Annotated in this window: 14 protein-coding genes and 2 pseudogenes; 4 read left to right on the top strand and 12 right to left on the bottom strand. The window is 69.5% G+C overall.

Features of this window, described 5'->3' with window-relative positions; genetic code table 11:
- Window position 1 precedes the first annotated feature (1 nt).
- The 4 genes from V8F63_RS07740 to V8F63_RS07725 all read right to left on the bottom strand — a co-directional run bounded on the left by V8F63_RS07740 (window position 2) and on the right by V8F63_RS07725 (window position 1,960).
- Window positions 2-160, bottom strand: coding sequence for a hypothetical protein (locus tag V8F63_RS07740; RefSeq protein ID WP_392354956.1), 159 nt, complete (start codon window positions 158-160; stop codon window positions 2-4).
- The gene (locus V8F63_RS07735) at window positions 157-573 is read right to left on the bottom strand and encodes an NADPH-dependent FMN reductase (protein WP_392354955.1); all 417 of its coding nucleotides are present in this window, start codon (window positions 571-573) and stop codon (window positions 157-159) included. The genes V8F63_RS07740 and V8F63_RS07735 overlap by 4 nt, the downstream gene beginning before the upstream one ends.
- Before the next feature lie 77 nt (window positions 574-650).
- A complete protein-coding gene (locus tag V8F63_RS07730) occupies window positions 651-1,430 on the bottom strand; it encodes a hypothetical protein (protein WP_392354954.1) in 780 nt (259 codons plus the stop codon).
- Complete coding sequence (locus V8F63_RS07725) at window positions 1,322-1,960, bottom strand: hypothetical protein (protein ID WP_392354953.1); 639 nt, start codon at window positions 1,958-1,960, stop codon at window positions 1,322-1,324. Before V8F63_RS07725 ends, V8F63_RS07730 begins: the two co-directional genes overlap by 109 nt.
- A gap of 242 nt (window positions 1,961-2,202) precedes the next feature.
- On the opposite strand from V8F63_RS07725, the gene V8F63_RS07720 reads away from it, so the two are divergent.
- The 3 genes and pseudogenes from V8F63_RS07720 to V8F63_RS07710 all read left to right on the top strand — a co-directional run bounded on the left by V8F63_RS07720 (window position 2,203) and on the right by V8F63_RS07710 (window position 5,785).
- A complete protein-coding gene (locus V8F63_RS07720; protein WP_134582385.1) occupies window positions 2,203-2,616 on the top strand; it encodes a CBS domain-containing protein in 414 nt (137 codons plus the stop codon).
- Between the two features lie 89 nt (window positions 2,617-2,705).
- A pseudogene (locus V8F63_RS07715) lies at window positions 2,706-3,295 on the top strand (hypothetical protein).
- A gap of 102 nt (window positions 3,296-3,397) precedes the next feature.
- Window positions 3,398-5,785, top strand: a complete 2,388-nt coding sequence (locus V8F63_RS07710) for an ATP-binding protein (protein WP_392354952.1) — start codon at window positions 3,398-3,400, stop codon at window positions 5,783-5,785.
- On the opposite strand, the gene V8F63_RS07705 is transcribed toward V8F63_RS07710, so the two are convergent.
- From V8F63_RS07705 to V8F63_RS07695, 3 genes are all read right to left on the bottom strand, one after another.
- Window positions 5,770-6,303 (bottom strand): periplasmic heavy metal sensor, encoded by a 534-nt coding sequence (locus V8F63_RS07705; protein WP_278070438.1) that lies wholly within the window; start codon window positions 6,301-6,303, stop codon window positions 5,770-5,772. The two genes, V8F63_RS07710 and V8F63_RS07705, sit on opposite strands and share 16 nt — an antisense overlap.
- A 451-nt stretch (window positions 6,304-6,754) precedes the next feature.
- A complete protein-coding gene (locus V8F63_RS07700) occupies window positions 6,755-7,330 on the bottom strand; it encodes an RNA polymerase sigma factor (RefSeq protein ID WP_303703074.1) in 576 nt (191 codons plus the stop codon).
- Between the two features lie 62 nt (window positions 7,331-7,392).
- Complete coding sequence (locus V8F63_RS07695) at window positions 7,393-7,557, bottom strand: hypothetical protein (RefSeq protein WP_392354951.1); 165 nt, start codon at window positions 7,555-7,557, stop codon at window positions 7,393-7,395.
- A 74-nt stretch (window positions 7,558-7,631) separates the two neighbouring features.
- Between V8F63_RS07695 and V8F63_RS07690 the strand changes: the two genes are divergently transcribed.
- Window positions 7,632-7,982: a hypothetical protein gene (locus V8F63_RS07690; RefSeq protein WP_392354950.1), complete on the top strand. Its 351-nt coding sequence runs from the start codon at window positions 7,632-7,634 to the stop codon at window positions 7,980-7,982.
- 115 nt (window positions 7,983-8,097) lie between these two features.
- On the opposite strand, the pseudogene V8F63_RS07685 reads toward V8F63_RS07690, so the two are convergent.
- From V8F63_RS07685 to V8F63_RS07665, 5 genes and pseudogenes are all read right to left on the bottom strand, one after another.
- Window positions 8,098-10,979 (bottom strand): annotated as a pseudogene (locus tag V8F63_RS07685) (bifunctional [glutamine synthetase] adenylyltransferase/[glutamine synthetase]-adenylyl-L-tyrosine phosphorylase).
- Entirely contained in the window at window positions 10,903-12,390 is a 1,488-nt protein-coding gene (locus tag V8F63_RS07680; RefSeq protein WP_392354949.1) for an ATP-binding protein, read from the bottom strand. Before V8F63_RS07680 ends, V8F63_RS07685 begins: the two are co-directional and overlap by 77 nt.
- Window positions 12,387-12,785, bottom strand: a complete 399-nt coding sequence (locus V8F63_RS07675; protein WP_392354948.1) for an endonuclease domain-containing protein — start codon at window positions 12,783-12,785, stop codon at window positions 12,387-12,389. The genes V8F63_RS07680 and V8F63_RS07675 overlap by 4 nt, the downstream gene beginning before the upstream one ends.
- 77 nt (window positions 12,786-12,862) lie before the next feature.
- Window positions 12,863-13,534 carry a response regulator transcription factor gene (locus V8F63_RS07670; protein ID WP_025978525.1) on the bottom strand — a complete coding sequence of 224 codons (672 nt, stop codon included), beginning with the start codon at window positions 13,532-13,534 and terminating at the stop codon, window positions 12,863-12,865.
- 63 nt (window positions 13,535-13,597) lie between these two features.
- Window positions 13,598-14,926: a Do family serine endopeptidase gene (locus V8F63_RS07665; protein WP_392354947.1), complete on the bottom strand. Its 1,329-nt coding sequence runs from the start codon at window positions 14,924-14,926 to the stop codon at window positions 13,598-13,600.
- Window positions 14,927-15,040: the final 114 nt, after the last annotated feature.

The following is a 15,040-nucleotide window of genomic DNA, read 5'->3' as shown; positions in this document are numbered from 1 at the left end:
CTCAGGCGTCTCTCGGCAGGACGGTCAGCACCCGCGCCATATGCTGGTGGAAGGCTTCCATATAGTCGCGCAGGAACTGTTCGGTGCCGGGGACGCTGACGTTTCCGTCATCGTCGATCAGGTCTGGCTTGAACTGGATGTAGGCCTCGACCGCGTTCATCTGCGGGGCCTGGAGGAAGCCCAGGATCGGGCGCAGGGCCTGTTGACCGACCGCCGTGCCGATGGCGCCGGGCGAGCGCCGATGACCGCCGTCGGCTTGTTCTTGAAGACGTTGGTCCCATAGGGCCGGCTGGCCCAGTCCAGCGCGTTCTTCAGCCCGCCGGGGATGGAGCGGTTGTATTCCGGCGTGACGATCAGGATGGCGTCGGAGCCCTTGATCGCCGCCTTGAAGTCGTTGGCGACGGCCGGATAGTCGGCGTCGTAGTCAGAGGAATAGAGCGGCAGGTCGGCGAAGCTGATCTCGCTCATGTTCAGCTTGTCCGGCGCCAATCGAACCAGCGCCTTGGCCAGTTTGCGGTTGATCGAGCCCTTGGCCAGGCTGCCGATGATGTAGCCGACGTTATAGGTGGTCATGAGGGGCGTCCTGCTGGGTAAGGGCCGCGTCCACGGCCGCTGGCGAGTCAATGCCCAGCCAAGCTTGGCGGTTCCGTTCAGACGCGCACGGCCTGCCGCCCCCGTCCCGCCTCGCCGAAGACGCGCAGATAGCGTTCGATCTCGGCGCGGTCGCCGGTGGCCTTTTCGACATTGTCCGACAGCTTGACCGCCGGGCGGCCCGCCGCCTGCGTCACCTTGCACACCAGCGACAGGGGCAGAAGTTCAGGCGCCTCGACCGGCGCGCAGTCGCGGAAGTCGTTGGTCAGATTGGTGCCCCAGCCGAAGCTGGTGCGCACCCGGCCCTTGAAGTGGGCGTGGGCCGCCTCGATGCCGTCCACGTCCAGCCCATCGGCCAGGACCAGCAGTCGTTCGCGCGGGTCGCGGCCCTTGGACGCCCACCACTTCATGATGATCTCGCCGCCCTCGATCGGCGGGGCGGAATCGGGGCGGAAGCCCTTCCAGTCGGCCAGCCAGTCGGGCGCATCATCCAGAAACGCCTGCGTGCCGAAGGCGTCCGGCAGGGCGATCAGCAGATTGCCGTTATAGGCGGCGCGCCATTCCTCCAGCACGCGATAGGGCGCGGCGCGCAGAGCCGCCTCGTCCTCGCCCGCCATCGCCGCCAGCACCATCGGCAGTTCGTGGCCGTTGGTGCCGATGGCCTCAAGGTCGTTGTTCATGGCCAGCAGGACGTTGGAGGTGCCGATGAAGGCGCTTCCCAGCCCCTCCTTCAGCGCTTCGACGCACCAGCCCTGCCACAGGAAGCCGTGGCGGCGGCGCGTTCGAAGTCGGACAGGGACAGCGGCTCCAGCTGTCGCAGGCGCTCGATCTTGCTCCACAGCTTGGTCTTGGCGCGCGAATAGAGGATGTCCAGTTCGAACCGGCCCATTCGGCGCAAGGCCCGGCGGCTGCGCAGCTCGTTCAGGATCGACAGGGCGGGGATTTCCCACAGGCTGACATCGGCCCAGCTCCCCGAAAACTCGAGTCGGTATTGGCCGTCGGCGCTGCGCGAGAGGTCGTATTCCGGCAGACGATACTCGGCCAGCCACGCCAGGAAATCAGGGCTGAAGATCTGCTTCACCCCATAGAAGGTGTTGCCGCCCAGCCAGATCAGCTCGCGGTTGGTGAAGCGCAAGGAGCGGGCGTGGTCCAGCTGGGCGCGCAGTTCGGCCTCGTCCACCTCTTCGGCCAGGCGCACCGAAGTCGTGCGGTTGATGACCGAGAACGTCACCGGCACGTCGCGGAACCGCCGCCAGATCAGCTGCAGCATCAGCAGCTTGTAGAAGTCGGTGTCCAGCAGGCTGCGCACGATGGGGTCCAGGCGCCAGCCGTGGTCATAAGCCCGCTTAGCCAGGTCGATGTTCGCCATGCCCGATCAGTCCGCCTTTTATTTCACCGGTTCGCCTGACGCAGGGCGCGTCGGCCCCCTGCCTATCACACACAAGCTCGGCCGCCAGGCTGCGCCTCCGCTAACATATTGGGCGCGCCGCGATCGATTACGATAGCGGGCGTCCTGGCGGACGTCGCCAACACGCCTGCGGTGGAACTGCACGCCTCGCGCGCGGGTTTCCCCGCAGGGCCGCCACGAGCCCCTTTCACCGGGAGAACGCCATGAAGATTCGCGACGTGATGAGCAAGGACGTGCAGGTCGCCCGCCCCGAAGACACCCTGCAGGCCGTCGCCGGACGGATGGCGGCGGGCGACTTCGGCTTTATCCCGGTGGCCGACGGCGACCGGCTGATCGGCGCCCTGACCGACCGCGATATCGTCGTGCGCGGCGTAGCGTCGGGGGCCGGGCCGGACGCGCGAGTGCTGGACGTGCTGTCGCGCGACGCCCTTGTGGTGCGAGCCGACGATGATTTGAAGGTCGCCCTGGACCTTATGTCCTCGCGTCAGATCCGCCGCTTGCCGGTGGTGGACAAGGACGGCCGCCTGGTCGGGGTGGTGTCGCTGGGCGACCTGTCCACGCGGGTCAAGGAACGCTACGCCGGAGAGGCGCTGGAAGAGATTTCCCGCCCCGGCTGACGGCTTTAATGCCCGCTAACCATGTCGCGGAACCCCGCGATAACAGCTGATGCGCCATGCTGCCTCTTTGATTTTCAGGAGAGACCGGCATGGCGCGCGCCCAGTTCCAGAAGGGCCAGAAGGTCTGGGTCGAAAGCGTCGGCGTGTGGGCCCAGGTCGAGAAGGTCAATCCGGTCTGGGCCAAGGGCTTCGACGAGCCCGTCCGCATCACCTACGACGTGGGTCTGGGGCGTGAATCGCCGGCGCCGAGCTGCAACTGCCCGCTGAGGACCGCGCGGCCACAGCCATAGGCGACTGGCGCATCCTCCGCGCGCGCAACAAGTGGCAGGACGCCGCCGATTGCGCCCACCATCCCTTCCCCGGCAGCTATCCGGTCGTAGTCACCGACAAGGCCGACTGGGGCGGCTGGCGCGTGCCCGGCGCCGAATACGACCGCGATCCTCAGCGCATCGAGTTCCAGTCCCGCCTGATCGCCGCCGCGCCTGACCTGATGGATTTGGCGCGCGAGCTGCTGGCGTCGGTGGCCGAGGCCCCGGAAGACGCCCCGCCCGAGACCGTGCGCCTGGCGCGCCGGGCCCAGACGGTGCTGCGTCGGATCACCGACGTGCTCGCCCCTCCGCCCGAAGCCTCGAAACCCGGGCCCGGCGAGGCCGCCCCGCCTTTCGAAACCGAGGCTTAGCGGCCAAGCGCAGCCTTGAGGCCCCCTCCCGGCCGCCGACCCTCGACAGGAGTCGGCGACACAGCCTAGATTCTTCGCTGAATCGGCACAGGAGGTCGCCTTTTGCAGGGCATAGAGCGGCGCAGCTATGGGCCGGGCCGCAGGGCCACGGACCGACAGGGCGCGCGATCCGCTCCCTGGGCGCGCATCCTTGCGCTCGCCGTCGCCATTGCGCTTGTGGCTTACGCCCTGCTGGTCCTGCGCGAAGCCGACCGGCCCCGCCGCGAGGCCGAAGCCGCCCGCATCGAAGCGCTGAGCCTTGAAGCGCGCCTTGCCGCCTCGCAGGTCGAGGCCCAGGCCAACCGCGCCGCCCTGGCCCTGCGCGCGGGCGCGCGGGCCCTGAACCAGACGCCCGCTCAGCCCGCCGCCGCCCTTGATCATGCGCGCGGCCTGGCGCCCGAAGCCGCCTTCATGATCGTAGACCCGCAGGGCCGGATTCTGGCCGCCAGCGGCGCGCGCCTGTCCGCCCCCGCCGCCGCTATCTCCGCCGTCCAACTGGGCGAGGACGGCATGACCCAGAGCGTCACGGCGGGCGGCGGCGCGATCCTGCTGGCCCGCACGCCCCTGCCCGAACTCAAGCCCAGCCTGAAGGACGTGACCCTGTCGGTCATGCCGGCGGGCCAGGCCCCGGCCGAGCCGGGCCGCGCGGTCAAGGGACCGGACGGACAGGCGCGCTCGGCCGCCGTCGCGCCCATTGGCGACACCGGACTGGCCGTGGTGGCCGCCCTGCCCCGGGCCCACGGCCTGGCCGCCTGGCTGGAAGACGCCTGGATGCTGGCCGGGCCCTTGCTGCTCGTGGTGCTGATGCTGGCCGTCATCGCCGTTCAGAACAGCCGCCAGATGCGGGCAGGCCGTCGCTGGGCCGAGACCGAGCGGCGCTTCCGCGTGGCGGTCGAGGCCGCTCGTTGCGGCATATGGGAGTGGGACATCAGTCGCGGCGAAATGGTCCTGTCCGACTATATGGCCGCCCTTCTGGAGGTCGAGGAGGGCACGCGGCTGACGACCCAGGCTCTGATCGAGCGCGTCCACCCCTCCTATCGCGACGTGCTGCATCAGGCCCTGGACGAAGCCGCCGTCAGCGGCGCGTTCGAGGCCGCCTTCCCCATTCCGCTGAAATCGGGCGGCGTCCGCTGGATCGACGCGCGCGGCCAGTCGCGCCAGCCGCGCCGCGACGGCGCCTTCGTCAGCCTGATGGGCGTGGCGCTGGACGTGACCGACGCGCGCCGCACCAAGGCCCAGGCCCAGGCAGCCGAGGGTAGGCTGCGCGACGCGATCGAGAGCGTGTCGGACGCCTTCGTCCTGTTCGACCGACGCGGCCGGCTGATCCTGTGGAATCAGGGCTTCCAGGACGCCTTCGCCTTTCCGCCCGGCGTCGTTCGTCGCGGCGCGCTGAAGGACGAGCTGAACCGCATCGCCGCCGACGCCATCAAGAGCGAGCGTCCCTCCGTCGAAGGCCGCGCCGGGGTGCGCGAGGTCGAGCTGAAGGACGGCCGCTGGCTGCAGATGGCTGAGCGCTTCACCGGCGACGGGGGCACGGTGGTGATCTGCGCCGACATCACCGTCGTCCGCCGCCAGGAGGCCGAGCGCCGCCGCGCCGCCGATGAACTGCGCGCCATGGTCGAAGAGCTGGAGGCCAGCCAGGACAAGCTGTCCCTGCTCGCGCGCAAATATGAGGTCGCCATGACCCGCGCCGAAGACGCAAACCGCGCCAAGTCCGAGTTCCTGGCCAATATGAGCCATGAACTGCGCACGCCGCTGAACGCCATCAACGGCTTCTCGGAGATCATGGCGGGCGAGATGTTCGGGCCGCTGGGCGACCCCCGCTACAAGGGTTACGCCGCCGATATCCACGCCTCGGGCCAGCATCTGCTCAGCCTGATCAACGACATCCTCGACATGGCCAAGATCGAGGCGGGCAAGCTGACCCTGCACTATGAGGCGGTGGCGCTGGACGTGCTGTGCGGCGAGGCGGTGCGGCTGATGCGCGGCAAGGCCCTGGAGTCCCAGTTGCGGCTGGCCCTGTCCTGTCCGGAGGGCCTGCGCGTCGAGGCCGATCAGCGGGGCCTGAAACAGGTCCTGCTGAACCTGATCTCAAACGCCGTGAAGTTCACGCCCGAGGGCGGGGCGGTGCGGGTCAGCGTGGTTCCCAGAGACGATGAGACGGTGCGCATCGCCGTGGCCGACACCGGCATCGGCATCTCGGCGGACGACCTGGCGCGCCTGGCCCAGCCGTTCGAACAGGTCGAAGGCCAGCATTCCAAATCGACGCAGGGCACGGGTCTCGGCCTGGCCCTGACCAAGTCGCTGATCGAGCTGCATCGCGGCCGGATGACGATCGACAGCGAGCCGGGACGCGGCACCACCGTCTGGTTCGACCTGCCCGTCAAAGCCCCGCAAGGCGCCATGAAGCCTGTGGACGGCCCGGTTCAGCGGGTTCAGCGCGCGGCCTGATCACCCGCCGGATCGCCCGCCTTGTGCGCCGGATGCTGCGTGTCGGACGCCGCGCCCTTGTCGCGCGCTTTCGACTTATGACGCGACAGGATCGGCGCCAGGGCCTTTCTGTCGGCCGCCGACAGCCGCCCCAGAGTCTCGACGGCCCCGGCTTCCAGCCGCGCCCGCCCGCGCATCTCCGAGGCGCGCGAGCGTTCCAGCAGGGCGGCGACCGCCACTGCGTCAAAGCCGTCTGACGCCGTCATGGCGATGGCCTCGCGCCGCGCGGCGCGGGCGTCTTCGAAGTCTGGCCGCGCCTCAAGGGCGCTGGCGCGCAGCTCGCCCTTGACCTGATCGCGCACGGCGGGCGGCAAGGCCTCGACCACGGCCCAGACGGGCTCGCTGCGGCCCGGCCGGCGCCCTTCCGCCGCCTGCTCCTGCGCCTTGCGCGACAGCACCCAGGCGGTGCCCCCGCCGACAACGGCGAAGATGTTGAGCGCGACCGAGGCCGCCAGGGCGATCTTCAGACCCTTGTTCATACCTATCCCCCAGGCCAGCGGCCAGGATCTCAGCGTCGTCCGGCGCCGTCAGACTGGCCTGATACAAGACGGTGTCGGCCCGGATTTCCGCAGTCATCTGACTGGTCAGCACCATGCCGAAGGCCACGCCCGCACAGGCGGCGGCGGCCCAGCCTGCGCCCGACATCCACGCGAACGGCCCCAACAGCCCTCGGCGCCGCCCAAGATGGGCGCCCGCCGCATCAGCGATGACCCACTCGCGCAGGGCGTGCGACGGCGCCGGACGCGGCGCGGCATCCAGAAAAGCGTCCAGCAAGTCCGCCTCGCCCAGAACCCGCCCTGCGCGCGGATCGGCGACCAACAACCGGCGCGCGGCCTCGCGCTCCGCTTCGGGCCAGCGGCGCAGGTCCGCGCCATAGGCGTCGGCCAGATGCTCAAAACGTTCCAGGTCCATCGTCGTCATCTTCAGCCCTTATCTCCCCGTCGCCTTCACGACGCCCTGCGGCGCGATGTCCGCCAGCGCCGTCCGCAACGCCCGCCGCCCGCGTGACAACAGGCTTTCCAGCGCCTCCACGCTGATCTCCATCAGGGCGGCGGCCTCGATATTGCCCAGCTCCTGATAGTGGCACAGGACGATGGCCTCGCGCTGGCGCGGGGGCAGGCGCGACAGGGCCGCCTGAACCTGGGCGCCCGTCTCGGCGGCCAGCAGGCCCCGGTCCGGCGCCGGGCCGTCGTCGACATGGTCAGGCATGACGTCCGTCGCGATCTCGCGGCGGCGGCGCAGCCGGTCGTAACAGAGGTTGAGGGCCACGCGATGCAGCCAGGTGTCGAAGCGCGCCTGACCGGGCGTCCAGCGCGGCGCCTGTTTCCAGGCTCTGAGCATCGCCTCCTGAGCCACGTCCTCAGCCTCCGCCGCGTCGCCCAGCATCCGCTGAGCGAGCGACAACATGCGCGGCAGCTTGCGCGCGACCATGGCCTGAACGGCGGCAGGATCGCCCGCGCCCACGCGCTTCACCAGGTCCTCGTCGGGGTCGGCGACCTTCGCCAATCACGCCTCTTTGCTTGGCTGCAACAAGGGCGAGCGGTCCAGCCGCCGTCCCCGACATCACCTTACTCCGAAACGGGCGCCGAAGGCGACGCCGTCCCCTGCGGGCGCTCGGCCGACGGACGCTGCATCCGGCGCATCTCGCGCTTCTGACGCATCTCGGCGCGGCCCGCCTGCATGGCGGCGCGGCGCTCTTCGACGCTCAGCATCCCGTCGCTGTTCGCGTCCATGCGGGCGAAGCTTTCCGTCGCCTTGCGCTCCGCTTCGGCGATGACGATGGGAAAGCGGCGCCGCCGCGCGCGGCGTGCCCGCCTATGCGCCCCTGCTTCATGCCGCCTCGTGCATGGCTCGCCATACGGCCTTCACCGCGCGCCTGCGGACCCGGCGCCACGAACTCGGCGCGGCTGATGGAGCCGTCCTTATCGGCGTCCAGACGGTCGAACTGGGCGGCGCGACGTTCGGCGCGGCGGGCCTGAGCATGGGCGCGCATTTCCTCGGCCGTTACCTGACCGTCTCCGTTGGCGTCGGCGGCCCGCAACCGCTCGACGCGGCGCTGAACAAAGTCAGCCTGACTGATCGGCTGACCCGCAGACTGGGCCATGCGCGCCTGGCGTCCTGTTTCCGGCGTGGTCTGCGCCGCAGCGGCGCCGCCTAGCGTCAGCATGAGGGCGGATACGGCGGCGGCGGCGAATATGGTCTTCATCTCGATGGTCTCCTGGGGCGAAGCCGTCCCGAAAGCATCCCTGTCGAGAGATAGAACGGCGACCGGATCAGTTTCCGTCGCTTATCGGCGGCAGAACCGAATCAAAGGCCCGCCGCGCGCGCAGCCGCAGGTCGATCAGCTGCGCCTTCAGCGTGTCGAAATCCGGCCCCGACCGCTGCGGCCAGACGCTGCTGAAAGCCCGGCGGCTCCTCATCGGGGTCGTTTTTATCTTCAAAGGCGCAGGCGGTCAGTTGCGACAGCTGCTGATGCATGCGCCAGCTGTCGGCCAGCACGGGGTCGTCCTTCAGCGCCTCCAGCGTCGAGACGGTCAGGGGCCGGCCCGCCGCCCCCGCCATCAGCTGGCGGTACTGGCCGACGAACTCGGCGTCCACCTGAGCCCCCGCCGACAGCTTCAGATCCCAGAACCCCTTAGCCGCCCGTTCGCGCTCCATCAGATCGCGCATGGCCCGCACTTCGCCCGCGGTTTGCGCCGCGTCCCTGGGCCGCCGCAAGGCCTCCTCCAGCGCCGCCGTGACCTCGGCGCCGAATGCCTCATCGCTGGCCCAGACCACGCGCGCGCGGGTCAGGGCCATGAACTCCCAGGTGTCGGCCTCTTCGGCGTAATAGGCGCGCAGGGTCTCCAGCCGCACCGACACCGGCCCCTTAGACCCCGTAGGGCGCAGGCGCATGTCGACCTCATACAGGCCGCCCTCGGCGGTATGGGCGGACAGGGCGGCGATAAACCGCTGGGTGAAGCGGCCATAGAAAGTCTCGGCGCTCCAGCCGCGCCCGGCGGATGCGGCCTCGGGCGGCGCCGCATAGACGGTCATCAGGTCCAGATCCGAGCCCGCCGACATCTCGCGCGAGCCCGCCTTGCCCAGGGCGACGACGGCGGCCGCACCGTCCAGCGCCCCGCCGAGGCGCTCGGCCTCCTTCAAGGCCGCCGGGGCCAGCGCCCGCATACAGGCGTCGGCCAGATCGGTGTTGGCGCGGCCGGCCTCCTCGGGCCCCGCGCGGCCGGTGATGGTGTGCATGCCGATGCGGAAGACCTGCTCGCGATGCTGGCGACGCACGACGTTCATCGCCTCCTCGAAATCGCTTGCGGCGGCGGCCTCGGCCAGAAGCTGGGCGACGACGCCCGAGTCGGTGTCCAGATCCGTCAGGAAGCGCGCGTCCAGCACGCCGTCCAGCGCCTGCGGACGCCGCCCCAGCATCCGGGCCAGCCGCGGCGCAAAGGCCATCACCTCGACCACCAGTTCGAACAGCTTGGGCTGGTTCAGGAACAGGGCCTGCACCTGCACACCCGCACTCAGCCCTGCGAAGAAGACGGCGAACCGGCGGAAGGCCGCATCCGGCCCCCGTCTTGGCCACCGCCGTCAGCAGTTGCGGCGCCAGCCGGGTGAACAGTTCGCGTCCCCGCGCCGTGCGCGTCGCCTGAATGCGGCCGTGGTGCCAGCTGCGGATCGTATCGGACACGCTGGCGGGCTCGGAGAAGCCCATGCGGGCCAGCGTCTCCAGCGTGCCGGGGTCGTTCTCCACCCCCGTGAAGACGAGGCTGCCATAGGGAGAGGACAGGTCTTCGCCGCCCTCGAACAGTTCGCCATAGCGGGCGTTGACGCGCATCAGCAGGCGCTCGATCCCGGCGTCGAAGGCCGCCAGATCACCCTGCCCGGCCAGAGCCGCCACATCGGCGCGGCGTTCGGGATCGACCGGCAGTATATGCGTCTGTTCGTCCGCCAGCATCTGGGCCCGATGCTCCAGCGCGCGCAGTTCGACATAGGCGGCGCGCAGTTCATCGCGCGCCTCGGGGCTGACGTGGCCCGCCCTGGTCAGGGCGTCCAGCGCCTCCAGCGTGCGCGGCGAGCGCAAGGCCCGGTTGCGGCCTCCCAGGATCAGCTGCTGAGTCTGGACGTAGAACTCGATCTCTCGGATGCCGCCGCGACCCAGCTTCAGGTTGGCGCCCGCCGCCTCCAGCCCCTCGCCGGTCTTGTGGACGTGGATCTGCTTCTTGATCGACTGGATGTCGAGCACCGCCTGATAGTCCAGACTGCGGCGCCAGATGTAGGGGACCAGCGCCTTCAGGAAACCGGCGCCCTCGGCCGCGTCGCCGGCGCAGACGCGGGCCTTGATGAAGGCCGCACGCTCCCAGTTCTGGCCGACGGATTCATAGTAGGCCAGGGCCATCGGCGCCGCGACCGCCGGCGGGGTCGACGACGGGTCGGGCCGCAGCCGCAGATCGACCCTGAAGACGTAACCGTCCGCCGTCCGCTCGCTCAGAAGGGCGGTCAGCCCCTGCGCCAGACGGTTGACGAAGCCCTGCATTTCGACGCCCTCGGACAGGGCGGCATCCAATACCTCCGGCTCGTAGAAGAGCGACAGGTCGATGTCCGAGGAATAGTTCAGCTCGAACGCCCCGCCCTTGCCCATCGCCAGGACGAACAGGCCGGGAACCGGCCCGCGCGGGTCGTGAGGCGCCGAGATCAGCCGCCCGCGCCTGCGCCAGTCGTCGGCCAGTATTCTTAGCGCCGCGCGCGCCGCCGCATCGGCGAACCGCGACAGGGCGCCCGTCACCTGATCCAGATCCCAGACTCCGCCCAGATCGCACAGGGCCGTCAGCAGATGCAGTTCCGCCTTCAGATGACGCAGCGGCGCCTTGGCCTCGTCCGGCGCGCCTGCCACGGCTTCAGTCGCCGCCAGAATCTCCGCCAGCCGCGCCTCAGGATCGCTGTCCAGCGTCCGCCGCAACCGATCCGGCCAGCGCCGCGCCAGTCCGGCCAGATAGGGCGAGGCGGCGAACACCGGCAGCAAGGCCGCCCACGCCGCATCCAGCGTCGCGCGCCAGCCATCGGCGCCCGCCGCCTCGGTCAGTCGTTCATGCAGGCGCGCCGCCGCCTGTGCGTCGCGCACAGGGCCGCAGGGCTGCAACCGCGCCGCCAGACCTTGGCTCACGCCTCGGCCTCGGGCGGGCGCGTCGCGGGGGCAGGATCAGGGCCACGCGCAGGCCTGGCCCGCGCCCGTCATAGACGCCCGGGCCTTCGTCCAGCTGGATGCGGCCGCCGTGCGCCTCGGCCACCGCCGTGACCAGCGACAGACCCAGGCCCGAGCCCGGCTCGGTGCGGCTGTTGTCCAGCCGCACGAAGCGTTGCAGCACCCGTTCGCGATCCTCGTCCGGCACGCCCGGTCCGTTGTCGGTGACGGAAAACTCCACATCGCCGGACGAGCGCCGCCGCGCGCGGAACATCACAGCCCCGCCCTCGGGCGTATATTTGATGGCGTTGTCGATCAGATTGGCCAGGGCCTGGGCCAGGAAGGGCTGGTTGCCCTCGATCAACAGCCCCTTCTCGATCTCGGCGGCGAACTCCAGCCCCTTGTCCTCGCCCGCCGGTTCGTAAAGCTCGGCCATGTCGGCGGCCAGATCGGCGGCGTCGAACACCCTCGGCTCGGGCGAACCGCCCGACTGAAGGCGGGCGATGGCCAGGACGGTGTTGAAGGTCTTGAGCAGGGCGTCAGCCTCGTCCAGCGCCACGCTGAGGGCGTCGACGCCCGAGGTCCGCCCCGCCTCGGCGTCGATCAGGGCCACCTCCATCTTGGCCTTCATCCGGTTCAGCGGCGTGCGCAGGTCGTGGGCGATGGCGTCGCCGGCATGGCGGATCGAGGCCATCGAGCCTTCCAGCCGGTCCAGCATCCCGTTCAGCCCCTCGGCCAGTTCGTCCAATTCGTCGCCGGAATGGCGGATCGGCACGCGCGCCTTCAGGTCGCCCTCCTGCACCGCCGTGACCACGCGGTTCAGCCCGGCCATGACCCGCTCGACCCTGCGGCTGATCCACAATCCGCCGCCGACGCCCAGCACCAGCACCATGACCATCGCCCCCCACAGGGCTTGGGTCAGCCGCGCCAGATAGGCCTCGATGTCGCCGATGTCCTCGCCCACGAACAGGTGTTCGCCGCCCGACAGCGGGGTGTCGATGCCGATCGATTGGCGGCGCCGGACGCGACCGTCTTCATCCGTGTCGGTCAGGCGGAAACTGTCCCACTGCCCCGGCTTCACCCCGTCGGGCACGTCGGTGATGTTGGCGGTGATGATGCGGCCCTCGGCGTCCTTGAAGACGTAGAGATACGGCCCGTTGCGGATCGCCCGTTCGACCAGCGCCTGATTGAGGGCGTCTCGGCCGCGCGTGCGATAGATGGCGGTCAGACTGTCGATCTCGCCCTGAACGCTGGCCTCCGCCCGCATCCGCGCCTCTGACGCCGAGGCGAAATAGACATAGGCCAGCACCGCGCTGGCCGTCGCCACGAACAGCGCCAGAAACAGCAGCGTCAGCCGAAAGGGCGTGCGGCGGAAAAGGGAGGGCAGTTTCACTTTGGTTTATCTCCCTCCCCTTCATGGGGAGGGTGGTCGCGCAGCGACCGGGTGGGGAGGGCTTCAAGCGCGCCCATTATGCCCCCCATCACGCCGTCCAGATCATCGCGAACGGCGGCGTTGTCGAACCTCAGCGTCGTGAACCCTTCGCCTGCCAGCACGGCGTCCCTCATCTTGTCCCTGTTCGCCCGCGCCTCGACCGTATGGGTGACGCCGTCGACCTCTATGACCAAGCGCCGGTCGAAACAGACGAAGTCGAGATAATAGCCGCGAAACGGCGCCTGCCGCCGAAAATGAAACCCTTGAGCGCGCAACAACTTCAACTGCACCCTCAAGCGCGCCTCGGGCGGCGTCAGCGCCTTTCGCATGGCGCGGGCTCGAGCGATGATCGCCATGATCTGCAAGCCCTCCCCACCCGACCGGCTGCGCCGGCCACCCTCCCCATCAAGGGGAGGGAGAAAGATTGCGCGCCTTACGCCTCCAGCCGGTACCCCGCGCCGCGCACGGTCTGCAGCATGGCCCTGTCGAAACCCTTATCGATCTTGGAGCGCAGGCGGCTGATGTGCACGTCGATGACGTTGGTCTGAGGGTCGAAGTGGTATTCCCAGACTTTCTCCAGCAGCATGGTGCGCGTCACCGACTGGCCCGCGTGGCGCATCAGGAACTCCAGCAGCTGGAACTCGCGCGGCTGCAGGTCGATCTCCTGGCCGTCGCGGTGGACGGTGCGGGCGATCAGGTTCATCTCCAGGTCGCCGACCTTGAGCACGGTCTGGACCCCGCCGGTCTCGCGTCGGCGCGACAGGGCCTCGACCCGGGCGACCAGTTCGGCCAGGGCGTAGGGTTTGACCAGATAGTCGTCGCCGCCCGCCTTCAGGCCCGTCACGCGGTCCTCGACCTCGCCCAGGGCGGACAGGAACAGCACGGGCGTCTGGTCGCCGCCCTTGCGGATGGTTTCGACCATGCCGACGCCGTCCAGGCGCGGCATCATGCGGTCCACGACGTAGACGTCGTAGCCGCCCTTCTGCGATTCCAGCAGGCCGAAGGCGCCGTCCACAGCGTGGGTGACCTCGTGCCCGGCCTCGCTCAGGCCGCGCACCATGGCGGTCGCGGCTTCAGCATCGTCCTCAACCACCAGAATACGCATGCAGCCTCCCAAAAGATTCGGCGGCGATGTTAGCGCATCGCCGCCGATCCCGTGAGTTACGCCTTATTCAGACTTGGCGAAGGGCAGTACCACCGAGGAGTTGGTTCCCTGCACCCGGATGAGCAGGAAGACTCCCGGCCGTCCCGCCGAGCGCGCCTCGTCCACAGCCGCCTTGAAGTCCGCCTCGGAACGGACCACGCGGTTGTTGGCGCGCTGGATGACCGTGCCGACCGGCATCCGCATCTTGCCCGCTTCCGAACGCGGAGCGACGGCGGTGACCACCACGCCCTGCATGTCGTCGGGGATGGAGTAGCGCTGACGCAGCGCCGAGGTGATCGGCGCTACGGTCATGCCTTCGATCGACTGGCCGACAGCCGCGCCGTCTTCGCCGGGTTGCTGGGCGCTTGAACCCTGATCGCCGTTCAGCTCGGCTTCCGAGGGACGGGTGCCTGCGCGGATGTTGAGAGTCTGGCGTTTGCCGTCCCGCAGGACTTCAAGCCGCAGCGTATCGCCAGGCTTGGCGCGGGCGACGCGACGGGTCAGCTCGGTCGAGCTGTCGACCGCCTCGCCGTTGACGCTGACGACCACGTCGCCGATCTGCATCCCGCCGCGCTCGCCCGGCGCGCCGGCCGTGACCTCGGCGACATAGGCGCCCTTGACGTCTTCGGCCAGGCCCAGGGCGGCGGCCGCCTCCTTGGACAGGGTCTGGATCTGCACGCCCAGATAGCCGCGCTGGACCGTCTCGCCGCGCATCAGCTTGTCGGTGACGGCCTTGGCCGTGGTCGCGGGAATGGCGAAGCCGATGCCGACCGAGCCGCCCGACGGCGAAAAGATCGCCGTGTTCACGCCGATCACCCGACCGTAGATGTCGAAGGTCGGACCGCCGGAGTTGCCGCGGTTGATGGCCGCGTCGATCTGCAGATATTCGTTGTAGCCGATTGGATCGATGTCGCGCGACTTGGCTGAGACGATGCCCGCCGTCGCCGTGCCGCCCAGGCCGAAGGGGTTGCCCACGGCGATGACCCAGTCGCCGACGCGCGGCTCGGCGGCTTCTTCAAAGCTGACGAAGGGGAAGGCCGAACCTTCGACCTTGATGACGGCCAGATCGGTGCCTTCGTCGCGGCCGATCAGCTTGGCCTTGAGTTCGCGGCCGTCGCTGAGCTTGACCGAGATCTCCTCGGCGTTCTCGACGACGTGGTTGTTGGTGACGATGAAGCCGTCGGCCGAGATGAAAAAGCCCGAACCGGCGCCGGCGGCTGGTTGGGTGTTGTCTTCCTCGCCTTCCGCCGAGCCGCCTGGCGCGCCGGGGATGGGAATGGAGCCAAAGCCCGGAATCTGGAACACGCCGCCGCGTGGGCGCTGGACGCGGGTCTTCACATCGATCTGCACCACGGCGGGGGCGACCTGCTGGAAGATGTCGGCGAAGCTGAGCGGCGCGCCCTGCGGGGGCGAACGCCAAGGCTCCGGCCCCCGCGGAGGGAACCAGCTGCCCGACCTTGGCGGCAG

The sequence above is a fragment of the Brevundimonas sp. LF-1 genome, assembly GCF_037055305.1.
In the GTDB taxonomy this organism is placed as follows: Bacteria; Pseudomonadota; Alphaproteobacteria; order Caulobacterales; family Caulobacteraceae; genus Brevundimonas; species Brevundimonas sanguinis.
This window is presented reverse-complemented; position numbering and strand designations above follow the sequence as displayed.